Consider the following 23,522-nt stretch of genomic DNA (forward strand, 5'->3'; position numbering starts at 1 on the left):
GCATCGTGGCGCTCTCCGCGACGCGATAACTTTCATCCAAAGAGGGCGGGCATTATTCGCAAGTCGGACAAACGCGTAAAGCTCGATCTGTGCTAGCAGTTTTTTTAGTGGTCAGGGGTCAGCGGGCAGTGAAGATGCGGTAGGTGAGCTTTCTCGAACTGCCCACTGACCCCTGATCACTAACCACTGCCCCCTGCCTTGACCCATTCACGGCGCGAGGGATAAGATTCGGCGCGAGGCGGCTTTCGACGCAATTTACCAGCACTACGCAGTCTACGTTGTATGCCAACCCAAGTTCCTTATGGCCTCCGTTCTTCGCTCACGCTCGATGTGCCCGCCGAGGCCGTGATCGGTGCGTCCGAGGCGAAATTCGGCGAACGAGCCAGGGATGTCGGCGCTGCGGCGGCAGATGCCCTGACGAAACCGATTCATTTTCCGCCCCTCACCGGGGCGGTGGTGCCGGGCGATCATGTCACCGTGGCGGTCGATCCCGAAGTCCCGCAGGCCGACGCGATCGTCGTCGCCGTGGTCGAGGCGTTGCGCAGCGCCGGCGTCGCGGCGCGCGATATCACGTTGCTCTACGCCACCGATCCCGCACATGCTGTGAATGAGCATCGCGACGCCATGACCAGTCGCTTGCCGGCCGACTCGCGGGACGAAATCCGCATCGTCTACCACGATCCGGCCAAACGTGAGGATCTGAGTTACCTCGCCGCGACCGAACGTGGACGTGCTGTCTATTTGCACCGCGCGATCTGCGATGCTGATTTCGTCGTGCCGATCGCCTGTGCCCACTCGGGCGCCGCGATGGGCTGCCACGCGCCGGGGAGTTCGATCTACCCCCTCTTCTCCGACGAAGCGACCCGCCGACGCTATCGCTCGCCCCGTCTGCTCGACGCCGATCCCAACATCGACGATCAGGCCCGCAGCGAGATCGAAGAAGTCACCTGGTTGCTGGGCTCGCAGTTTGGAATTCAAGTCGTGCCCGGGCCGGGCGAGACCGTGCTGGCCGTGCTGACGGGCGAAATCAACGCCGTCTTCGATCGTGCCCGCGAACAACACGAAACCGCCTGGCACAAAGAGCTCGCCGTGCGTCCCAGCCTGGTGGTGGCCACGATCCCGGGGGATGCCACGGCACAAACGTGGGATAACGTCGGCCGCGCGCTCGCCGTCGCGGCAAACATCGTGGCCGAGAATGGCGCGATCGCCATCTGCTGCGAACTGGCCGCCGAGCCCGGCCCCGCCATGCAAGCACTCGCCGGCCGAGACGATCGCCCCCGCGTGATTCACGAAATCCGCAATGCCAGGCCCCTCGATAGTTCGGCCGCGCTCATGCTCATCCGCGCGCTGGAACGTGCGCGGGTTTACCTGCTCAGCCAGCTAGACGAAGGAATCGTCGAGGCCCTGGACATCGCCGCGGTCGACAACCCGGAGGATATCGAACGGCTCGTCAAGCGGCATCCAGACTGTATCGTCCTGGCCGGCGCACAGCACGCCACGGCCTACGCCGCCGAGCATGGGGCCTTGCGATGACGTCTCCCGCGGCAAGTGAGGCCTATCGCGAGATCACCGCCGGTGCGGGGCTCGTCGATTTCGGTACCCGCACCCAGCTCGAACTGCGTGGCGACGATCGCGCCTCGTTTCTGCACAACCTGACGACGAACGAGATCCGCAAGCTTCCGGTCGGCTCGGGCTGCGAAGCGTTCCTGCTCGACAAGAACGGCAAGATCCTGGCGTTCGTTTACGTCTTTGCCGGCCCCGAGTCGCTCGTCCTCGAAACCGTGCCCGAGCAAGGACCGTTTCTCATCGAGCACCTCGATCGCTACCTCATTCGCGAGAAGGTCGAGCTAGCCGACCGCAGCGCCGAGTGGAGTGAGCTTTACCTGGCCGGCCCGAACGCCGCCGAAGTATTGAGCAAGTGCGGCGTGATCGATCCGCCACAGGCGCGCCTGGCTTGTAGTGAATCCACCATCAACGACAAGCCCGTCCTGGTGCGACACGTCGACTTCACCGCGCCAGGCGGGTATCTGATCGCGTTTCCGCGTGATGCGGCCGACACGATTCGGCAAACGGTCAATCAGGCGGGTGCCAAAACGTGCGACAGCGCCGCGTTCGACACCGCCCGCATCGAGGCGGGCACGCCCCTCTTCGGCGTCGACATCACGCACGAAAACCTGCCCCAAGAGGTCGACCGCGACGCACTCGCGATCAGCTTCGTAAAAGGCTGCTACCTGGGCCAGGAAACCGTCGCGCGAATCGACGCCCTGGGCCATGTGAATCGCACGCTGGTAAAGCTGCGCTTCGAGGGCGCGGAAGTCCCCCCCCCCGGCACGCCACTCTCCGACACGACGCGCGAAGTTGGCAAAGTCACATCTTCAACCTTCTCGCCGAAACTGAACGCACCTCTCGCACTCGCCTACGTGCGCCGCGGCAGCAACACGCCCGGCACAACGTTGAAGGCAAAAGAGATTATCGCGGAAGTCATCCGGTGACCCCGTCGTGTCGTCCTGCCGTTGTGGCAAGAAACAGATGCACCACAACGGCGCGCTTGTAGGTCAGGTACACCGTACCTGACAATCGTTCGATGCAGCTAACCCAAAAGATTGTCAGGTACGGTGTACCTGACCTACAAGCTACAAGCGCGCCACCGCCGCAATCGCCAGCGGATATTCGAGCGACGCCAGCCAAGCGCGAACGCGCGTCAGAACATCCCCCTCGGCCGGAACTTGCCCCACGACGCGAAACGCCGCGCCATCCAGCGCCGCGCACAATTCCCGCAATCGCCCCGCAAAGTTTTCGAGCAGCGCCGCCGTCTCCCCCGCGTCGAGCTCATGCCGCACCAGCGCCACTTCCCGTTCGGTGCGTTGACGACTCAACGATACCAGCCGGCCCCGTTCCGCCTTCAACAACCTCCCCTGCGCGTAGGCCCGGCGCAACTCGTTGCGATCGTTGAAGTGCAGCGCGGGATCCACACCGAAAAAGAAGCTCGCCTGGCCCGTGCGTCGAAAGCCGACGACGACGTGCTCCGCCACGCTATCGAATGCCAGTTCCACACGCTCGACGAGTGCCGTTGCCTCGCGCAGCAGATCCTCGCGATCCGATTCTTCGCGCGCCATGGGGAGTAGGTGCCGCTAGCGGCCGGTCCAGTTCTTCACGCCCAGCTTGAAAAGCAACGTGAGCGCCTCGCGGGCTTCGGCCGCGTTGATCTTCGACTGGCCTTTCGTGCGGTCGGCAAACACGATCGGCGCCTCGCCGAACTTCGCCCCCAGCCGTTTCAGGTGCCAGAGAATCTCTTCCTGGAACGAGTAGCCGCGCGAGCGTACCGCCTCGAAGTCGAGCCGCCGCAGAAGGGCCGTGCTATAGCAGCGATACGATCCGCTGCAATCGCGCGGCGAGATGCCGAGCATCGTCCGCGCGTACAGATTCACGCTGCGACTCATCAGCTTGCGTTTCAGCGGCCAGTTCACCACGCCTCCGCCCGGTACGTAGCGCGAGCCGATCATCACGTCGGCCCCTTCGTACCCGGGGCGTTTCATGCCCGCTAGCAGCGAGGGCAAATGACGTGGATGATGACTGAAATCGGCGTCCATGTTCACCAGTTGATCGTAGCCGTGCTCGACGGCGTACTTCATGCCGGCCAGGATCGCCGTTCCGAGCCCCAGCTTGCCCGAGCGATGCAGGCAATGCACGCGCGGATCGGTCGCGGCGCGTTCATCGCACCAGCGCCCGGTGCCGTCGGGCGAGTTGTCGTCGATCACCAGGATCTCGACCCCCGGAGCGTAGTGGAAGATCTCGTCCACGAGCGCAGGCAGGTTTTCGATCTCGTTGTACGTAGCCAACGAAACCAGCGTCTTGACGTCCGATTGAGGCGCAACTTCCGACAACGGGGGCGCTCCTGACACGTTCGGGGGGAAAGGTCGCCCGGCGAGTGGCTAGGACTTCGCGGGCCGCCAACCGCCGCATGGTACGCGAGAGTGAAGCCACCGGCCAGACGAACCTGCCCCGTCGCGAAAGTGTCCTACCACTAACCTTTACCGCCAGGGAACGAGAGGGGCAGGTCTTGTGAAGATTTGCTCCATCCCCTTCGCCTGACCGGCCGTTATACTGATAGCAATGCGGCACACGTGGGACCGGGTCCCGCGACGTTGCCGCACTCCCTCCGCGGCGTCTCCCAGGGCGCCGCACACCCCCCCGCGCGTTCGGATGTATCGTCGCCTCGAACCTGACCTGTCGGAATCGCTCGCTGCCGCGGCGTCTTCGCGTGGCGTGGCCGAGCCGAATAAGTCGTCGGACAAGCACAAGTCCGCTCCTCGACGCCGCGGCGAGGGAGCCGGCGCCTACGATCGTGCCTTCTGGTACACGTACGCCGCCAACTCGGCGATGATGATCGCCATCAGCCTCCTGTTTCGCTACGCCGACTTCGTCACCTTTCTAGGTGGCGCCGAATACGAGCTCGGCTGGATCGTCGGCATCGGCATGGTCGGCAGCCTCGTGATGCGCCTGGCGCAAGGCGTCGGCATCGATCGCTACGGTTCGCGCACCATCTGGATGTGGTCGGCGGCCGGCTTCGTGATCGCCTGTTATGGCCATCGTTGGATCACCGCCACCGACGGCCCGGCGATCTACGGCCTGCGCATCCTGTTCAACACGAGCATCGCCGGCGTGTTCGGCGCGTCGATTACCTATATCTCGCGCCGCGCTCCGGTCTATCGCATGGCCGAGATCGTCGGCACGCTCGGCACGTCGGGCTTTGTCGGCATGATCACCGGCGCCTGGCTGGGCGATTTGATTTTCGGCGCCGGTCCGGCCGACCGCGCGCACCTCGACTTCATGTTCGAGCTCTCGGCCTGGCTGGGCGTGGCGGCTTTCGTCTTCGCCTGGTTGGCCACGCGCGGCGCCGCGCCACCGTTGCGACGCAAGCAGCCCCCGATGATGTCCCTGTTGCGGCGCTATCACCCCGGCATGGTCTTGCTCGTAGGCGTGGCGATGGGCTTCGGCCTCGGCCTGCCGCAAACGTTTCTGCGTCCCTTCGCGCTGGAGTTGGGGATCGAGCGCATCGCGATCTTCTTCAGCATCTACGCCCCCACGGCCTTCATCACCCGCATCAGCATCCGCAGTTTGCCCGAGAAGATCGGCATCCGGCCGATGATCTTGATCGGCATCGCCTCGCTGTCGATCTCGATGGTCTGCTGCCTGCTGGTGCAGAACGAGTGGCAACTGGCCGTGCCGGCGGTCTTCCTGGGCGTGGCGCACGCCCTGCTCTTTCCGTCGGTGGTCGCGGGGGGAAGCGCCGCCTTCCCGATCCGCTACCGCGGACTCGGCACGACCCTCGTGCTGGCGATGTTCGACCTGGGCAACCTGATCGGCGCGCCGACCGCGGGCGCCATCCTGCACCACGCCGAGAAGGCGGGCCTGCCCAAGTACGTGGTCATGTTCGGCGCCGTCGCGACGATCCTGTCGACGATCGGTCTGGCCTACTACCTGTCGAGTCGCGCCGCGAGCGAGCAAGGCACGCAGCCCAAGGTAAAGCCCCGCCGACGCAGCCATCCCGGCCGCACCACGGTCACGCTCGAACGTCCCCTCGCGCTCACCCCCTCGCGCGGCGTCTCGTTGCCGGCGCCAAAAGAAAAGTAGATCAGGCCCCCCGTGCCTGGCTCTTGTTCGGCGCGGCCACCTCGACAGATCTCTCCGGCCTCGCGATCGAACCTTTCGCCAGCGATCCGGGCAGAGCCGGTCCTGCCCTTCAAGCCTGTACGCGACCTCTCCATTAGGTAGACTGACGTTCACGTGTCGTGCCGGTCCAGGAGGGCCAGCCTGCCGCCGGCGATCGCGTTCACGGAGTCATCCAGCACGAGACACACCGGCCAGGAGGCGGACCAGGAGCATGTCCGCACGGCGCAAGCATGAAGATTCTTTGTACGGGCGATCTGCACCTCGGACGGCGCTCGAGCAAAGTGCCCGAGGACCAGACGAGGCGTCAGACCCCCGCCACCGTGTGGGAAGCGATGATCGCCTGGGCCATCGACGCGCACGTTGGCGTCGTGGCGCTGACGGGTGACGTCGTCGACCGCGCGAATCGCTACTTCGAGGCGCTCGGCCCGCTCGAACGGGGGCTGAAACGGCTCGTCGAAGCCGGCATCGACGTGGTAGCCGTCTCGGGCAACCACGATTTCGACGTCCTGCCGAGGCTCGTCGATACGCTCGCCAGCGAGCGTTTTCACCTACTCGGACGGGGCGGCGTCTGGCAAGAGTTGCAGCTCGAGCGTGCCGGCGAGTTGCTCCGCGTGCAGGGGTGGTCGTTTCCGAGCGAGCATTTCGTCGAGAGCCCGTTGGCCAGTTACACCGCGCTCGCCGAGACGCACGCTTCCACGAATCAAGCCGCGTCGACCATCGTGCTGCTGCATGGCGATCTCGACGTCGCCGCCAGTCGCTATGCCCCCCTCACGCGACGGGAGTTGGCGGCGCTCCCGGTCGCCGCCTGCTTGTTGGGGCACGTACACCGTCCCCTGTACGAGCCTTCTGCCCGTGGCCCGGCGGTACTCTATCCCGGCTCGCCGCAGGCGCTCGATCCTGGCGAAGCGGGCCAGCATGGCCCCTGGCTGCTCGAAGTGGCGGGCAACAGGCTGCGCAGCGCGCGGCAGATCCCCCTCTCGTTGATCCGCTACGAGGAACTCGACGTCGACGTCACCGGCGCGCTCGAACTAGCCGAGGTGCAAACGGCCATCGGCGTGGCGGTGCGAGGCATGCTCGCCGAGATGGCTTGCGATGGCGGCGCGCTCGAATTGCTTTCGCTGCGGCTGAAGCTCGTGGGACGCACGCCGTTGCACCATCGTTTGTCGCGAGAGTTGGCCGGGCAACTCGCCGACTTTCGACCCAGTCACGACAGGGTCCACGCCCAGGTCGAAAAACTTTTCTACGAGACGCTCCCCGCTGTCGACCTGCACGAGCTCGCCCGGGCGCAAGACGCTCCCGGCATGCTGGCCCGCTTGATCCTCGACCTGCAGAGCGGGACGGCGAGCACGGACATCGAGCATCTGACCGGCGCCGCGCAACGACGTCTGCTCGAAGCCCACCATGCGTCGGCCTACGAGCCGATCGCCAGCGACGCGCCGCCGGACGGGGTCGTGGCACGTCGCGTTTTGCACGAAGCGGCGGCAGCGCTGCTCGACGAGCTCCTGGCCCAGAAGGAGCCCGCATGAGCCCGAAGTTCGCCTTCACCGCCCTGCAAGTTCGCCGCGCGCCCGGCTTTGCCGAGGCAGGCTTTCGCGTCGAGCAGTTGTCCCCCGGCGTGAATATCGTGTTTGGGCCCAATGCCTCGGGCAAATCGACTTTTGCCCGCGCGATCCGACGCTTACTGTGGCCGCAGGAGGCTGCCCTGCCGCAGGAAATTCGGGCGACGTCACTGATCGGCGAACTCCTTGTCGACGGGCAGAACCGCACGATCGAATTCGACGCCGGCTACGTGCGGCATCAATGCGAGGGCGCCGACGCCGATCCGCCGCTGATCTCCCCCGCGGACTCGCGAGACCGCTACTTGCTGGCGCTACACGAGCTGCTGTCGGACGAAAACCGCGGCTTCGCCCAACAGATCGCGCGCGAATCGGCCGGCGGATACGACCTGCGCGCCGCCAGCGAAGCGTTGAACTTCAGGCCGCAGATCCCCAAGACGAGCAAGGAGCTGACCGCGCTGCGGCAATGCAGCGCCTCGTTGCGGCAAGCCCATGCCGAGCAATTCGAGCTGCAACAGCGTTACGACACGCTGACCGAGCTGGAACGGCGCCGCGAGGAGGCCGATGCCACGCTCCGCATGGCGGACCTGGTCAAACAGGCGCTGCGTTTCACCGAGACTCAGACGCGCGCCGCCGCGGCCCGCAGCCGGCTCGAGGAGTTTCCCCCCTCGATGTCGCGCCTGCGGGGGGACGAGCGCGAGCGGCTCGGCCGATTTCAAACCAGACTCGAGCGGGCTGCCGAACAACTCCGCGACGCACAACGGCAGAGCGAACAAGCCCGCCTCCGCCGCGATGCGTGCGGCTTGGGCGAGTCGGGCTTGCCGGCCGGCACGATCGCCCGGCTACGAACGCTCTTCGACGAGCTGGAAACGGCCGAAGCCGAACGTGCGCGGCAGACGAACGAACGGTCGCGGGCCAGGTGCCTGGCGGACGACGCACGGGCCTGGTTCGGCGATGAGTCCTCCGGCGCCCCCCTGAGCGAGCTCGATCCCTCGGCGCTCGAAGAGTTGTTAAAGCTGGCCCGACGCCTCGAAGATCACCGTGCGCGCTACGCGGCCGCCAGGGCGGAGCGCGATCGACTTGTCCCCGATCGCGATGCTGGAGATCCCGATGTCCTGCGCACGGGGCTCGACCATCTGCATCGCTGGCTGGCCGCCGCCGACGGCCCCGACGTCGATCAGTCGCCTCTCCGCTGGATCGCCACGGCGGCCGGCGCGGTCGTCCTGCTCATGTCGCTGCTGGCGGCCGGCATCCACCACTTGGCGTGGTTGCTGGGAGCCTTCGTCGGCGCGGCATTCGTCGCCGTGGCATGGCTGTGGAAGGGGCCAGAGCGGGCAGGGCATCGCGTGGAGGAGGACGTTGTCGAGTTTCAGCGACTCGGCCTCGGCGCCCCCTCGTCCTGGTCGAGCGAGGCGGTGCGAACATTCGCCGCCGAGCTGGCCCGACGCTGGTCGCGCGCTCGACTCGAAGCAGAGCGTGCCCTGCGCCGCCGCGAGCTCGAACCTGAGCTGACTCGCCTTGCACAAGAGCAGCAAGCGCTCGCGGCCTCGCGCACGCAGCTCTTCGCACGCTGGCAGCTCGCCGAGCAAGACGAGCTCATCGCGTCGGTTTGGGTCGATCACCTGATCCGCTGGCAACGGGCCCATGCCGAGGTGCGGGCCCTGACCGCGGCCATCGACACGCTCGAGCAGGATACGGCCGAGCGACGAAGCTTGCTCGCCCAGGAACTGGCGACCTTCGGCTACGAGGTACGCCAGCGGGCCGATGCCGGCGGAGCCATCGATCACCTCTCGGGCCGGCACGATCAGTTTCAGCAAGCGGCCGCAGCCTTTCGCGAGGCGGCCGCCACCACGGAGTCGAATCAGGGAGAGCTCGAGCGCGCCCAACGCGAATACCGCGAATGGCTCGCGGGCCTGGGGCTCGAGGACGAATGCGAGCTCGTGCCTCTCATCGAGCGGTATGACGCTTACGTGGCAGCCTGCGAAGAGTGCCGTCTCGCGGAAACCGCACGCGATCTGGCGGATGCCGCGCTCGCCGCGGAGCCGGGCTTGAAAGATCGCACTCCGCACGAATTGGCCGCCGAACTGTCTCGTGCCGGCGAGGCCGCCGAGCAAGCACGGCAGTTGAGCGAGGAGATTGGCCGCATTCGCCAGGAAGTCGAGGCCGCGAAAAAGAAGTCCGACGTTGAGCAGTTGCTGGCACAAGAAACCACCCTGGCCGACGAGCTGCGCGAGCAGCGGCAGCGAGTCGGCCGCGCCATCGTCGGCGATTTGCTCGCCGCGCAGGTCAGTCGGCAGAGCCGCGAACGCGATCGCCCCGCCGTCTTCCGCCGCGCGAGACAACTGTTCTCAAAGATCACGCACGGCCGCTATCAGCTCGAACTCGACGATGGCGAGCCCCCCTGCTTCCGCGCGATCGATACGTCGAACGGCTTGGGCCGTGCGCTCGACGAACTCTCGAGCGGCACGCGGCTGCAGTTGCTGCTGGCCGTACGCGTCGCTTTCGTCGAAAGTCAGGAGCAAGGCCCCAAGCTCCCTCTCTTACTCGACGAAACGCTCGGCAACAGCGACGAGCGCCGGGCCAGCGAGATCATCGACGCGGCACTCACGATCTGCCGCGAAGGCCGCCAGTTGTTCTACTTCACCGCGCAGGTCGACGAAGTGCGCAAGTGGCGCGAGGTGCTGGCGGCCGCGGGGGACGTCCCCCACCAGGTGCTCGATCTGGCCGCCTGCCGCGACTTTTCCGAGGCCGAACGACTCGGACGATTGGACCCGTTGCCGGCGCCGACCGTCGAGCTGCCATCGGCCGAGGGAGTCGATCATGCGCGGTACGGAAAACTGCTCGAAGTGCCCGCCTTCGACTATCGCCAGCCGGCCAACGCCGCGCATGTCTGGTACGTCTGCGACGATCCGCTCGCCGTTCACGACCTGCTCGAGCTGGGCATCAACAACTGGGGGCAACTCGAGACCTTGCACCGGCTCGGCGGCCCCCGACCCGCGGTGAGAAACTTCGATTTCGCCCGGGCCGAAGCGGCCGCTCGCGCGCTCGATCGCATGGCCGAGCTGCGCCGCGTCGGGCAAGGCAAACGGGTCGATCGCGCGGCACTGCTCGAGTCGGGCGCCGAGACGAAGTTTTTCGACGACATGGTCGCACTCTCCGAGCAAGTGCAAGGCGACGCCCGGGCCCTGCTTGCGGCGCTCGAAGGCAAGGCGATTCGCGGCTTCCGCGGGGCCACTTTGGGAGTTTTGCGCGAGCATTTTCTTGCCGCCGGCTATCTCGACGAGCGCACCACGTTGACGCGCGATGAGATTCGTCTCGAGACACTCAGCGCCGTCATGCACGATCTGAACGAGGGACGCATCAGCCCCGCGCGGATCGATCAACTGCTCTCGTTCGTCGATCCGCCGGCCAATGCCGCGCCAGACGACGGCGCCGATACGAACAGCAAACCGCGCAGCAAGCCGAATGGCACGTCCTCAAAATCCGGCCGCGTGGCCGTCGATTCGTCGATCGGCGACACCCTGTTTTAGGCCCGTCTTCGGATCGATCCAGATCGAGTGGGCGTCCCCTTGTACATAAGCAGGCTGCCGCACGCGATGCCCCATTCGCTGTAGTTCCGCCACGAGCGGCGCAAACTTCTCCGCGTCGACTCCCTCGAACGACACGCGATCGGGCAGCCACTGATGGTGCAAACGCGGGGCCTCGATTGCGGTGTGCAAGTCCTCATCGAACTCGAGCACGCCGAGCAACACGCACAGCACCGTGTTGATGATCGTGCGGCCACCCGGAGAGCCAGTGACCAGCACGGCCTTTCCGTCGCGAGCAACCACCACGGGGCACTGCGAACTGAGCATGCGCTTGCCCGGCGCAATGACGTTCGCCGGCGTGCCGATGTTGCCGCGCCGATCGGTGTGGCCGGGCAGGGGATTGAAGTCTCCCATTTCGTTGTTGAGCAAAAAGCCCGCTCCGCGCACGACGATTTGTGATCCCCAACTCTCTTCGAGCGTGTAGGTATTCGCCACCGCCATGCCCTGCGCGTCGACGACGGAAAAATGCGTCGTGTGTGGGCTTTCTGCCGCCAGAGGAATCGCGCCGGCCAACGAATCGCTCGGCGTCGCGTGTGCCAGATCGATCGTGGCGGCCAACTTCCGGGCATATTCTTTTGTGGTGAGCCGTGCGGGCACATCCGTAAAGGCCGGATCGCCGATCCACCGCGCGCGATCGAGATAGGCACGCCGCATGGCCTCGATCGTCAGGTGTACCGTCTCGGGCGACCAACGGCCGCGCGAGCGGAGATCGAATGTCTCGAGCACGTTTAGCATTTCGACGAGACAAGTGCCGCCAGAACTGGGGGGCGGCGCGCCGTAGATGTCGTAACCCCGATAGGTGCCGTGGATCGGCGTGCGCGCTTCGGCTTTGTAAGCCGCAAGGTCTTGGGGAGCGATGATTCCACCACCGGCCTTCATTTCTTCGACGAGCAGTCGCGCCGTTTCGCCCGTGTAAAACTCCTCGGGACCGTGTTGTGCGATGCGGAGGAGCGTCAACGCCAATTCTGGTTGCACCAAGCGATCGCCGGCCTGCCACGTGCCCCCCGCGCGCGGCGCGGCAAAGACTCGCTGGAATTCGCTTTCGTGCGGCGCGTCGGCCAATACGTCGTTCAGATCGGCGGCCAGATGCTCACGAACTTCAAAACCTTTAGCAGCCAGACGAATCGCCGGTTCCAGCAACTTCTTCCAAGGAAGTTTGCCGAACCGCTGATGCGCAAGCGCCAGTCCGCGCACCGTGCCGGGAACGCCTACTTGCAGGTGCGTATGGCGATCGGCATCGAGACCGAACATCGTCGGCGTCGCCGCGGCCGGTGCTGTTTCTCGATAGTCGATGCACAGCGGAGGCTCGCCCCCGCCGGGATGCACGATCATGAACCCGCCGCCGCCGATGTTGCCCGCCGGCGGATATGTAACGGCCAGGGCAAAAGCAGTCGCCACGGCGGCATCGACGGCGTTACCCCCTGCGTGGAGCGTCGCCACGCCCGCCTCGTTGCCCTGCCGACAGACCGAAACCACCGCGGCGTGCGGTACCGAGATCTTACGGTCGTCTGCCGTCGCCCGAGTGGCGGCCGTGGGCAAGCAGACGAGCAGGACGAGCCAGACGATTCCGCGTCGTCGCCCGTGCGTCAGTCGTTCGAACTTCGGTGTCATGCGTTGTCCTCATTGCACTGGCGGCCGCGCGCGACGCGGCTCTCGCGGAGCCCATCATAGCCGAGAGCGCGGCCTGCCAGCATCGAGTGACGGCAGTGAATTCTTGCCTGGCAGGCATTGGCACTCCTGCCGTGCGAGCGCGGAATTCGCGGCGAAAACCACCCGTTTTCCCGGCACAAAAAGCACCTTGGCCGAATCGGGTCCCGTCGCTATGATCCCCCCTCCTCAAACAGCTCACAGCGTTCGGAGCCGGCTGTCGGGCCGGTCACCTTAGCGTGTCTCTGGCATGCGCTGCGCGCGCCGTGGAAGCGGTCGACGCGCCTGTTCGGCCGCGGAAGCGGCGCCCCTTGCGCCGCGATCTGCGAGCCATCGTCTGCGACGGCGCTGCGTTCAGCGTCATGGTCGGCATCGGCGAAACCTACCTGCCGGCGTTCGCCCTGGCTGCCGGCATGGGGAGCGTCCTGGCCGGCCTGGTTGCCTCGCTACCGATGCTCGGCGGCGCCATCTTGCAACTGATGGCGCCAGCGGGCGTACGCATGCTCGGTTCGCACCGCCGCTGGGTCGTGGCCTGTGCCGCCTGCCAGGCGCTCTGCTTTGCACCACTGGTCACCGCGGCCTACCTGCATCGAATTCCCACCTGGCTCGTCTACGGCGTGGCCACCATCTACTGGGCCACCGGGCTCGCGACGGGGCCGGCCTGGAATACCTGGGTGGGGCGCATCATTCCGGCCCGCTTGCGCGCTCCGTTCTTCGCGCGACGCACGCGCTTCAGCCAGGCGGGGGTTCTCGTGGGCTTTCTCGCTGGCGGATTGTTGCTGCAGGCAGGTACCGCGCAAGGCGATCCCCTGACTGCGTTTGCCATCTTGTTCGGCGTGGCCCTGTTGAGTCGCTCGATTTCATCATATTGCCTGGCTTCGCAAAGCGAACCGAAATCCAGCATTGCCGCCGAACGCTACGTCGGCCCGCTCGAGCTGTTGGGGCGCATCCGCCGCGGGGGGGACGGGGCCCTCTTGCTCTATCTGCTCAGCGTGCAGGTAGCGGTGCAGATCTCCGGCCCCTTCTTCACCCCCTTCATGATTCGCGAACTGAAGATGAGCTACGCCGCCTACGTGGCGCTCCTGGGCCTGGCCTATCTGGCGAAAATCGTGGCCCTGCCGACGCTCGGGCGATTGGCGCGCAACGCAGGCACGTGGCGCGTGCTCTGGCTGGGTGGAATCGGCATCATTCCCGTCTCGGCCATGTGGCTCGTCTCCGATTCGTTCTACTTCCTCGCCTTCGTGCAGGTCTTCGGCGGCTTCGCCTGGGCAGCCTACGAGCTGGCCATGATGCTCCTCTTCTTCGAAACCATTCACGAACGCGAACGGACGAGCGTGCTGACGTTGTTCAACGTGGGGAACGCGCTGGCCATGGTCGTCGGCTCCCTCGCCGGCGGTGCCCTGTTGCACCTGATGGGCGAATCTCGCTGGGCGTTCTACATGGTCTTCGCCGCGTCGGGCCTGGCACGTGTCGTGGCGCTCGGCGTCCTCGCGTTCGCCCGCGAGATCAAGCTCGAATTCGTGCCCCTGCTCACCCGCACGATTGCCGTGCGCCCCGCGGCCGGCACCATCGAACGCCCGATTCTGACGAGCAGCGCGGTCAAAGAGAGTGGAGAAATCATCGTGGCGGGCAGCGTGCCCCAGCCAGCGAACGACGCGCACGAGTGGCAAGAACCAGCCCCCATGCGGCGGGCGGCGTAAGGCGCGCTCCGGGCCGAGTTGGGCTCCAGTTCGTCAGTCGATCTCCTGCTCTCCTGTTCAACTTTCTCGGCGGCCAATGCCGTCGCGGTAATACTCCACGTACCACTCGACGAAGCGCCGCACCCCTTCTGCAAAGGGCGTACCCGGCCGGTAGCCCAGATCAGTCGCCAGCGACTCGACATCGGCGCAGGTAGCCATCACGTCCCCCGCCGCCGCGGGAGCCAGCTTGACGATCGCCTGACGGCCAAGATTCGCTTCGAGCGTGGCCACGATCTCCGGCAATTCGATCGGATGGCGATTGCCCACGTTGTACAGTCGAAAAGGCGCGTGGCTCGTGGCGGGGTCGGGCGCCGCGCTATTCCAATCGACCGCCGGCGTGGCTGGCCGGTCGAGCACGCGGGCCACGGCCTCGACCGCGTCGTCGATGTAGGTGAGGTCGCGCCGCATCTGTCCCGCGTTGAACAGCTCGATTGGCCGGCCGGCCAGAATGGCCGCCGTGAAGCTGAACAGCGCCATGTCGGGCCTTCCCCAGGGACCATACACCGTGAAGAAACGCAGGCCCGTCGTGGGAATGCGGTAGAGATGGCTGTAAGAGTGGGCCATCAACTCGTTGGCTCGTTTCGTGGCCGAATACAGGCTGACGGGATGATCGACCCGATCGTGCGGCGAGTAAGGCAGCTTGGTATTCGCGCCGTAGACCGAGCTCGACGAGGCGTAGACCAGGTGTTCGACCCGAGCCCGGCGGCAGCCCTCGAGCACGTGCAGAAAACCGGTAAGGTTGCTTTCGACGTAGTCGTGCGGGTGATCGATCGAGTGCCGCACGCCCGCCTGCGCCGCCAGGTGGACGACGCGTTCGATCTTGGCGGTGGCAAACAGATCCTCCATCCCGGCTCGATCGGCCAGGTCGAGCCGATGAAACTCGAACACCGCGTGCGCCGCAAGTTGCGCGAGGCGGTCTTCCTTCAACCGCACGTCGTAGTAGGGATTGAGATTGTCGAGCCCGATCACCACCTCGCCGCGCGCGAGCAAACGCCGCGCGAGATGAAAGCCGATGAATCCGGCGGCGCCGGTCACAAGAATACGCATGGTTCGGGCGTGTCAATTTCCTGCACGCGGCGCGGCGCTGGGTTACTTCGCCTTGCGGCCGGGCGTGGGGGTAAGCCCATTATAGGCTGCCCGATCGATCTCCCAGCGCCAGATCGGTCCGTCGTCGGGATCAACGATCTCCCCCGCCAGTTTGAGCCCACAGCGTTGCAGCAACCGGTTCGAGGCGTTCGGCTCGGCCAGGGTATGCGCGATGACGCGCGACACCACCGGTTCGGCGAAGGCCCGAGCGATGAGCACGCGGGCCGCCTCGGTCGCCAGCCCCTGTTCGCGGTATTGGGGGGCAATCGCATAACCGATCTCGACGACGCCCTCGACCGGGGCGCCCTTGTAGCCCCCCAGGCCGACCAACTCGGCCGTCTCGGTCAGGATGAAAAGCTGCGTCCACCAGCGGGCCTCGACCTGTCGGGCCTTGAGATGGTTGAGCGAGAAGACCAACGCCTCGGGAAACTCGTTGTAGTCGTCGACCACGCGCCAGCCGAAAGCGGCGTGGAAAGCTGCTTCCCCTTCGATCAACCGCTCGAGATGCTCGGCCGTCGCCGGAATGATCGCCAGGCGCGCGGAATGTTGATGTGCCGTCGTCATCGGACTGCCGTAGGATAGGTGGCTCAAGTGCTATCCAGGGTTCTAGCAACTTCGCCTGCGGAGGACTAGTTTAAGCCGATCCACTGCGGCGCTGTGCCGACTTCCACTCCGCTGGTGAAAACCGCCTACGCTATGCCAGTTCAAACCTCGCCCAAGCAGGTCTCCTACATCGCCACCATTCAGCACGTGCGCGAAGTAACGCTTGTCGGCACGAGCGATCTCGAATACTGGTCGAAGCACCTCCGGTCGCGGCGGCTGTTTCCCTGGATCAACGCCGGGCAGGCCGAGTTGCTCGTCAGCGTGCCGCGACTGCGCTGGCTGGGGCTGGAGTTCTGCGAGCTGTCGATCGCCGTGCGAGTCAGCCTCTCGCCCGACGGCGCGACCGACGACGGAGTCTACCTCGCATATGCCTTTAACAGCCGCCGGCTGTTGGCCGCGATGGAGCGGACCTGGTTCTCGACCCCCTACCACCACGCCCAGATCGAGCTGTGCGAGACGCCCCCGCAACACTTTTCGCTCCACGACGGCGACCACACCGTGATCGAAGCGCGGATGGGTTCGAGCGAACGCGAGTCGGTCTCTCGCGAAGAGAGCTGGGAGGGAACGCTTTATCTGCCACCAGCCAGCCGTGCCGCCAACGGCGCTCAAAAGCAATTCCACGCCCGGATCGCCGGACAGACGACGATCCTACCCTTCGTCGCCGGCGCCGATTCGTTCGTCGCGCACCCCTCGTTCCGCCACGCCGGCTTGGATTGCCTTGTCGACGGAGGTTTCACGCCCCGCGAGTGGCACATCCGCTCAGACGCCGTCCATGCCCGATCAAAGACCTTCCGCCGCGATGCGTAGCGCCCCCTCACGTGCTGGTATCGATCTCGGAATAGAGATCGCCTTCGCCGCAGAGCCAATTGATGGCGCGGTGGCGCTCTGCGGCAAGACTATTGCACTTGTTGATCAGTTGAGGATTCGCCTCATGGATGCCGACCTCTCCGATGGCCAGATCGCGTCCGACGATGCGATAGGTGGAAATATCGAAAGGACCAAACCAGCCTTTCTCGGACATTTCCACGAAGTCGACGGGGCCCGGGTGCAGGAAGAAGTTTCTCAGTCGCCAGTGGAACATAAGGGCATGCGTCTGATATGCAGCCAGTTCGTTCGCACTGCGCAATTTTGCATTCTGGATGAGTTGCCGCGCGGGTCGTGGATCGAACATGCCGGCCACTTCAAACAGTTCCAGCGGCACGACAGTTTCGTCGTACGCAGGAAGTTCGTGCAGGTGCAACGCCCAGAATAATACGCCCAACCCTTCGATGCGCCAGATAGCATCAATCATCGTTTGCGAATCCATCTCCCCGAGCGGGCATCGCATCACGTCGAGTTCCTCGGGCTCGATTTCCTCCAACAGTGCAAGCTCCTCCAGCCATTCGAGCATGGCCTCGCAATCTTCCTCGAACTCTTTGCTCGAGCCAGATTCATTTTCGATCAAGCCGCGATTCGCCAAAGCACAAAGAACGAGCGCACGCTGCGCGACTCGTTGCGGAGAGGGGGGAGCAGGCTCGTCGTTCTCCGACTCGTCAGCCATCGCCGGTGCGGAGTCATCGACGGAAATCGATGGCAGACGGGCAGATCGATCCGCTGGCTCACAAGACGAGAAAAACACGCGACCTTGGGCATCACGCAACGAAGTCGGCGTAAAGATCAGACCATCGATGCGACGGCATACGGCAAACAGCCAATCGAGCCGGGGATCGTCGCTCGCTAGGTCGAGATCCGCCGCCGGCAGCCCCACGGCGAATCGCAGGTTTTGAATCGTTTCCCCCAACTCGGGCCGCAATTCGCCGCCGGCCAGTGCCGCACAGTGTTGCAACAAGCCGCCAATCTGATTCGGCCACCGCGGCCCCAGGTAGTAGTTCGAATCGTGGACAATGGTCAATTCGAGCCGGCGGCGCAGCAGTCGTCGTGGACCACGAGCAATCAGCGTTCGCCAGCCCTCGGGCGCACCGTCCAGTTCTATCTCGTCGGCATATTGCCGCATGCTCTCGACGATGCTCCGCGGATCGATCCGGGTAGAAAAAATCGTCAGCGGCTCTTTGGCCATCGGCTGCCCCCTCGTGGTGGACTCCATACGCAAATCGCGTCGGATTGTGACGAAGGCTGACGCAGAAGTCCAGTTTCAAAGCTCCGCGTTTCAAAGGATTTACACCGGGGGCACAGCTTCTATGCACCGTTTGTGCGCATACAGTACGCAGAACATGACAGGATCTATGGCGTGCGATTGGCCGAGGAGGAACGCTCGGCACAAAAGCTGACGAAACCTATCCCGTCACGGGGCGGAACAAGAACCCCATGACAAACAGCAGCGAGACGAGTCCGACGAGTCCCGCGTACGTCAGGAGCCTGCCGCGCTGCGGATCGGCTTCGAGCCAGGGGATGAGCAGCCGAGTGAGTGTCGGCATGATCAACCATTGCAGCAGCGACACGCTCAGCGCATTGCCCACGAGCATGGAAAAGGCCATTCCCAGCGACGAGACGTAAGGCGTCACGAAGATCGTCAGCAGCATCACCGTCGGATAAAGACCGAACAGCACGGTGAGGGCCATCTTCCAGCCGGGGGGCGACTTGCCCGCGGCGGCCGTTGCCCCGCGAAACCACTCGGCAAAACCACCCTCGAGCTTCTTCAGCTCGAAGTCGCCCACCGTGGCGCGCAGTTTTTCGACCCATCGCGCCCGCTCCGGCGAGTCGAGCCATTTCTCGAGCGATTCGTGATCCTCGAAATGGAGCAGCGTGACCCAATCTCCCTCGCCGCCTCCCATGGGTGGATAGATATCCGTTCCGTCGTAGCCGGGAAACTTCTCAACTTCTTCCGTGACGCCGCGCTGCCACTGGACGAAGCCTTCGATGGCCGACAGCGGCACACGCTGAACCACGGCCGCCGAAGCGCGGGCAGTACAAACTTCCATCGCAAACTCCTCTGTCCTGTGGCCAGGACCTGCGGTTTATCAGGCTGCTGAAAAAGTCAGCAGCCTGCTAGGATCGCCTGGATGCGATCACAAAATAGCGACGGAAGTCGTTATTTTGCGAGCGGTGCGGAGTTCAACTCCGCACTTCGCGAGGCTGAAAAAGGCCACGACGGACCTTTTTCAGCAGCCTGTTAGTGCGAGACGACCGTCGCGGGACCGACGTACGACTCTTCGTTATCAAACACACCGAAGTCGTACGGCACGGTGCCGTTCGCCTGTTGCTGCGCAGCGCCCTTCTTGTACAGCCGCTCGCCGGCGATCCACGTCTCGTCGATGTTGCGATCGTCGCCGATGGCCATCACGCCGAAAAGCAGCTTGGCTGCCTCGTGGACATTAGCCGGGGTGGCTTCGGCCACGAGCGACTGATGCCACTCCATCGCCAATTGACCGGCATTGCAGTCGAGCGCGACGAAGTCGGCTTCCTTGCCCGGGTTGAAGTTGCCCAGGATGTCGTCCAGGTACAGTGACTCGGCCCCACCCAGCGTGGCCAGGTAAAAGGCACGATACGAGCTGAGCTTACTGCGCTCCGCTTCGGCCGAATTCTGCTCGCGCGGATTGACCGAGCCGTCGAGCATCGTGTTGTTGCACATGCCGACCTTGTAGGCCTCTTCCATGACGCGAATCAGGCTGAAGGCGTTGCCGCCACCGACGTCGCTCCCCAGGCTCACGCGCACACGATGTTGCGGATCCATGGCGCGGCCAATGCGGAACAGGCCTGAGCCCAAGAACAGATTCGAGAGTGGGCAGAACGAGACCGCGGCGCCCGCCTTTGAGAAGCGACGGAACTCGTCGTCCGAGAGCCACACGCCGTGACCGGCCGTGAACTTCGGACCCAACAGCCCGTGCAGCTCATGGACGGCGGTGTAATCGCTGCACTCGGGATAGTACTGGTGACAGGTGCGAATCTCCGAGGGATTCTCCGAGATGTGGGTGTTGATCCAGCAGTCGTTGAACTCTTCCTTCAGCCGGCGACAGCTTTCCATCATCTCGGTGGTGCAACCCACGGCGAAGCGCGGCGTGATCGCATACAGGTTGCGACCCTTGCGGTGATACTGCTCGATCAAACGCTTCGATTCGAGATAGAAATCTTCGGGGGTGATCGTCGAACCTTCCGGGGCGAAGCGATCGATACCGGTCAGGCCGGCGATCACGCGGATGTTGCGCCGCGTGGCTTCTTCGAAGAGCTCTTCCGTCGGCACCGGGCAAGCCGTGGTAAAAACCTGAGCGGTCGTCGTGCCACCCGCCAACAGAGCGTCGAAGAAGCGCTTGGCCGCATGGCGCGAGTAGTTGCGATCCTGGTACTTCGCCTCTTCCGGGAAGATCGATTCCTGCAGCCAGCCGAGCAACTGTGCGCCGTACGCACCCAAGGCACGTGTCTGCGGGAAGTGAATGTGTCCGTCAATAAAGCCCGGCATGATCAACCGGCCGCGAATCTCCGTGGTCGGAATGCCCGGGTAGCGCGACGAGAGCTCGCTAGAGGGACCGAAGTCCTTGATCAGGCCATTCTCGACGACCAGCAAACCATCGCGAATGAATCGGGCAGCCTCATGCTCCGCGCCAAGGTGCTTCCAGGGATCGCCCACGAGGTCGAAAAACGAACCACGAATGGCATGGACGGAGCAGCTCATGAAAGCTCCAGTGCGGTTGGGGTATGCGGTAGATGGCCGGCTCGAAGAACCGGCGATGGCGTATGCCGTCTGCGACGATCGTCTCGCGGACAGCAATCAAAACTAGCACACCCCTTGAGAGGGATTCCGAATCTTTGGCCGCACAAGCGTGCATAAATTGGCTAGACGTCAACTGGCGAATTGCCCGCAGCACCAATCTTTCAAGGGGTAAGGCGCCACCAGTCGAAGCTCATAACTGGCGCAACTTGTTTTATTGGTCGCGGTTGCCGCTATCCCCCGCCCGTCGCTCTCACCCCATTACCCGCTTGTTACGGTCACTCCGCACACCGTGCCGCTTGGGTCACCTTGCGCGTGGCGCACTCTGTAGCGCGACGCTTGGGCTGCTGTTGTCATTCAGCACGGCGGCCTGGGGCGAAGAACGCGCGAGCAGTCAACACGCTGCCCAGATCCAATTGCAGAATGATGATCCTCCTTCCACCTTTCGCCTCGCTGCCGAAGAGACCAACCCGGCCGCGGAAGATTTCCAATTCGAATCCGCGCCGCGCGGTGGTGGCGATGGCGGACGACAAGCTCCACTAAGCGAGCGCGACCGTGCCGGTGCCGAAGTGCCCTATCACCTCGGCGTGTCGGGCAACCCCGCCGCCGTGAACATCAACGTAGGCACCGGCAAGCTCGGCCGGTTGCTCGGCCTCAGCGAAGACTCCGGCCTGCGCCTCGGCGGCGTCTGGGTCGGCGATGCCAGCGGCGTTCTCAGCGGTGGTGTCGAGCCGGGGCAATGGGGGCTCAACAACCTTATCGTGGCCGACCTCTCGCTCGACGCCGGAAAACGCTGGGGATGGCACGGCTGTTCGTTCGGCACGCAGTTTCTCGATTTCACGGGCCAGCCCACGAATTCGCTCGCCGGAACGGTGCAGGGCTTCGACGGCATTCAGTCCTCGCCGCCGCTGAATCGCACCGAGCTGTATCAGCTCTGGTGGCGGCAGGAATGGTTCGACGGCAAGCTCATCACGCGCCTCGGAAAATCGGTCCCCTCGTACGACTTCGGCAACGTGCTCGCCGGCGTGCCGGTGCATGACGCCGCGTACAACATTCCCGCCGTCACGAGCTTGATCTACACGCCAATCTTCGTGAACCCCACGATGCTCGGCCGCTTGCCCGGCTACTACGATTCTTCGACCGGCATCTCGATGACACTGCTGCCGACGGAGCACGCGTACATTTCGTACGGCTTCTTCGACGGCAACAATGCGCACGGGCATGACATGGGGATGCGCGGCCCGCTCTTCAATGGCAATTACTTCCACATCGGCGAAATCGGCACGACGTGGATGTGCGGACCGCTAGAGAAACCGGGCAAGGTCGGCGTCGGCCTTTGGGGGCAAAGCGGTCAACTTTCGACCCCCAGCGGCGACGAGGTCGACGGCGATGGCGGCGCCTACATGTTCGCCTCGCAACGTCTCTGGTTTCGCCATCCGGGCCGCGACAACAGCGGCATCTCCGGCTTCATGCAACTTGGTGCGAACAACTCCGATGCGCTGCTGGTGCGCAAGTACGTTGGCTGCGGCTTCACCGCCTTCGGCCTCGTGCGCGGCCGGCCGAAGGACTCGCAGGGCATCGGCATGGCCTGGGCGTTCCTCAACAATGAGCCCACCGCCGGGTCATTCTTCTTTCCCGGCCCACCAGCGAGCAACGGCTCGCAGGAGCTACGCTCGAACGAGCTCATGCTGCAGGCCTACTACCAGTTCAACCTCTGGGACGGAGCGATTTACCAGCCAACGCTCACCTATATCCCCAACCCTGGCGTGCGCAACGACGTGCCGGCGGCCTTTGCCCTTTCGAACTATCTGATCATGCTCTTCTAGAACATTGGCATTCCAGGCTGGTCATTCGCCACAATAGGTCACGAGCCTCGAGAACTACCCATTCTCAAATTGCCGGATGTGCTCCAACCTACAATGACGGCCGTGTATCGCGTCGCAGAGACTCCTGTCTATTGCCTCGGAGAGATCGGCCCAGACTTCGCGGACTTTGTCTATTTTCGTGGCGGCAAGGTCACGGTGCGGCCGTTTGTCGTCTTTCTCTTCTGGATTGCCTTCACGATCATGATCGCATTGTCGACGGTGTTTTCTCGCTCTGTGGATCGAGCCACTCAATCGAACTGCCCTCTTGCAAAACGCGCCTCCATTCCTTGACGACTCGTCGCGAAGTACCCCATCGCCACGAACGCCACCAGCACCACAAGCTGCGCCACCGCGAAGGGGGCCTCCGTCTGCGTGGGGGCCAATGCCCGCAGCGCCGGCACCTTCAAGAACGATTGCACCACCAGCACGAAAAAGTTCAGGTAGAATGCGGCCAGCGCCGTCACGACATAGGTCGTGCTCCAGCGGCCTGCCAGATGCCGCCCATATCGGGCGTACACCGCCACGCCCAGCACCACGAGCGAAATCGCTCCCAGGGCGTGCGAGGGGAGCAACTTCTCGAACGGGAATAGATAGCCCGAGGCACTCGTGGCGATCGTGGTTCCCAGGAAAGCGGCGTTCCATCCATCGAGCCGGCGACCTTTCAAAAAACCATGCACGACGACGAAACCGGCCCCGATCGCGAACAGACTGACGGCGACGTGGACGAAGGTGATGGTCGAGAGGTACATGGCCAGTTCCTTGTGCTGATCGTCTTGGGTCGTTGTCCCTCGCCTGGAACTACCGGCCCGAAAGCCGTGGCTTACAGCCTGGGCGGAAAAAAACTTTCTGGCCGCAGGGTGTAAGAACACGCCTGAAGATCGGTACCTGCGCGAACCGCGCTTGCGAGTCCTCGCACCCTGGCGTAGCTAGCAGCCTGGGAAAAAATGTCCTCGTGGCATTCTTCCCCCTCGCCAAGTTCACAGCAAAGCTGCTCACGGCTCCCAAAATCACAACGGACGTCGCGATTTTGGGATCGCATCCTGCTGCGATCTGCACAGGCCGAGGAATACTTTCCCGGCCTGCTAGTGGACACCGCTTCTCGCCACCCCCGATAATGAGGCCCG

General features: G+C 64.3%; 17 protein-coding genes. 8 read left to right on the plus strand and 9 right to left on the minus strand.

The features are described from left to right. Window positions 1-282: 282 nt before the first annotated feature. Window positions 283-1,533, plus strand: a complete 1,251-nt coding sequence (locus KF708_14420) for a DUF2088 domain-containing protein (GenBank protein MBX3413882.1) — start codon at window positions 283-285, stop codon at window positions 1,531-1,533. After that, window positions 1,530-2,492: a folate-binding protein YgfZ gene (locus KF708_14425; GenBank protein MBX3413883.1), complete on the plus strand. Its 963-nt coding sequence runs from the start codon at window positions 1,530-1,532 to the stop codon at window positions 2,490-2,492. The genes KF708_14420 and KF708_14425 overlap by 4 nt, the downstream gene beginning before the upstream one ends. 141 nt (window positions 2,493-2,633) lie before the next feature. On the opposite strand, the gene KF708_14430 is transcribed toward KF708_14425, so the two are convergent. Together KF708_14430 and KF708_14435 are read right to left on the minus strand one after the other, a co-directional pair. Continuing rightward, window positions 2,634-3,116 (minus strand): hypothetical protein, encoded by a 483-nt coding sequence (locus KF708_14430; GenBank protein MBX3413884.1) that lies wholly within the window; start codon window positions 3,114-3,116, stop codon window positions 2,634-2,636. 15 nt (window positions 3,117-3,131) lie between these two features. Then, a complete protein-coding gene (locus tag KF708_14435; protein ID MBX3413885.1) occupies window positions 3,132-3,902 on the minus strand; it encodes a polyprenol monophosphomannose synthase in 771 nt (256 codons plus the stop codon). Between the two features lie 301 nt (window positions 3,903-4,203). On the opposite strand from KF708_14435, the gene KF708_14440 reads away from it, so the two are divergent. The 3 genes from KF708_14440 to KF708_14450 all read left to right on the plus strand — a co-directional run bounded on the left by KF708_14440 (window position 4,204) and on the right by KF708_14450 (window position 10,759). Beyond that, window positions 4,204-5,634, plus strand: a complete 1,431-nt coding sequence (locus KF708_14440) for an MFS transporter (protein MBX3413886.1) — start codon at window positions 4,204-4,206, stop codon at window positions 5,632-5,634. Window positions 5,635-5,903: 269 nt separating this feature from the next. Next, the gene (locus tag KF708_14445; protein ID MBX3413887.1) at window positions 5,904-7,199 is read left to right on the plus strand and encodes a DNA repair exonuclease; all 1,296 of its coding nucleotides are present in this window, start codon (window positions 5,904-5,906) and stop codon (window positions 7,197-7,199) included. After that, window positions 7,196-10,759: an AAA family ATPase gene (locus KF708_14450; GenBank protein MBX3413888.1), complete on the plus strand. Its 3,564-nt coding sequence runs from the start codon at window positions 7,196-7,198 to the stop codon at window positions 10,757-10,759. Before KF708_14445 ends, KF708_14450 begins: the two co-directional genes overlap by 4 nt. On the opposite strand, the gene ggt is transcribed toward KF708_14450, so the two are convergent. Continuing rightward, window positions 10,706-12,427 (minus strand): gamma-glutamyltransferase, encoded by a 1,722-nt coding sequence (gene ggt, locus KF708_14455; protein MBX3413889.1) that lies wholly within the window; start codon window positions 12,425-12,427, stop codon window positions 10,706-10,708. The two genes, KF708_14450 and ggt, sit on opposite strands and share 54 nt — an antisense overlap. 347 nt (window positions 12,428-12,774) lie before the next feature. On the opposite strand from ggt, the gene KF708_14460 reads away from it, so the two are divergent. Beyond that, window positions 12,775-14,163, plus strand: a complete 1,389-nt coding sequence (locus KF708_14460; protein ID MBX3413890.1) for an MFS transporter — start codon at window positions 12,775-12,777, stop codon at window positions 14,161-14,163. 57 nt (window positions 14,164-14,220) lie between these two features. Here the strand turns inward: KF708_14460 and KF708_14465 are convergent, their stop codons facing one another. Both KF708_14465 and KF708_14470 read right to left on the minus strand, forming a co-directional pair. Next, window positions 14,221-15,249: an NAD-dependent epimerase gene (locus tag KF708_14465; protein MBX3413891.1), complete on the minus strand. Its 1,029-nt coding sequence runs from the start codon at window positions 15,247-15,249 to the stop codon at window positions 14,221-14,223. A gap of 42 nt (window positions 15,250-15,291) precedes the next feature. Next, the gene (locus KF708_14470; protein MBX3413892.1) at window positions 15,292-15,879 is read right to left on the minus strand and encodes a GNAT family N-acetyltransferase; all 588 of its coding nucleotides are present in this window, start codon (window positions 15,877-15,879) and stop codon (window positions 15,292-15,294) included. A 105-nt stretch (window positions 15,880-15,984) separates the two neighbouring features. On the opposite strand from KF708_14470, the gene KF708_14475 reads away from it, so the two are divergent. Continuing rightward, window positions 15,985-16,698 carry a hypothetical protein gene (locus KF708_14475; protein ID MBX3413893.1) on the plus strand — a complete coding sequence of 238 codons (714 nt, stop codon included), beginning with the start codon at window positions 15,985-15,987 and terminating at the stop codon, window positions 16,696-16,698. Between the two features lie 7 nt (window positions 16,699-16,705). Here KF708_14475 and KF708_14480 read toward each other — a convergent pair whose 3' ends face one another. The 3 genes from KF708_14480 to guaD form a co-directional block, all read right to left on the minus strand. Beyond that, window positions 16,706-17,947 carry a DUF4272 domain-containing protein gene (locus KF708_14480; GenBank protein ID MBX3413894.1) on the minus strand — a complete coding sequence of 414 codons (1,242 nt, stop codon included), beginning with the start codon at window positions 17,945-17,947 and terminating at the stop codon, window positions 16,706-16,708. 217 nt (window positions 17,948-18,164) lie between these two features. Then, on the minus strand, window positions 18,165-18,809 hold the full coding sequence (locus KF708_14485; protein MBX3413895.1) for a hypothetical protein: 645 nt from the start codon (window positions 18,807-18,809) through the stop codon (window positions 18,165-18,167). Window positions 18,810-19,000: 191 nt separating this feature from the next. Continuing rightward, window positions 19,001-20,497 carry a guanine deaminase gene (guaD, locus tag KF708_14490; protein MBX3413896.1) on the minus strand — a complete coding sequence of 499 codons (1,497 nt, stop codon included), beginning with the start codon at window positions 20,495-20,497 and terminating at the stop codon, window positions 19,001-19,003. A gap of 386 nt (window positions 20,498-20,883) precedes the next feature. On the opposite strand from guaD, the gene KF708_14495 reads away from it, so the two are divergent. Then, a complete protein-coding gene (locus KF708_14495) occupies window positions 20,884-22,359 on the plus strand; it encodes a carbohydrate porin (protein MBX3413897.1) in 1,476 nt (491 codons plus the stop codon). A gap of 287 nt (window positions 22,360-22,646) precedes the next feature. Here the strand turns inward: KF708_14495 and KF708_14500 are convergent, their stop codons facing one another. Then, window positions 22,647-23,147 carry a hypothetical protein gene (locus KF708_14500; protein MBX3413898.1) on the minus strand — a complete coding sequence of 167 codons (501 nt, stop codon included), beginning with the start codon at window positions 23,145-23,147 and terminating at the stop codon, window positions 22,647-22,649. Window positions 23,148-23,522 lie beyond the last annotated feature (375 nt).

This window comes from Pirellulales bacterium (assembly GCA_019636335.1).
Taxonomy (GTDB): Bacteria; Planctomycetota; Planctomycetia; order Pirellulales; family JAEUIK01; genus JAHBXR01.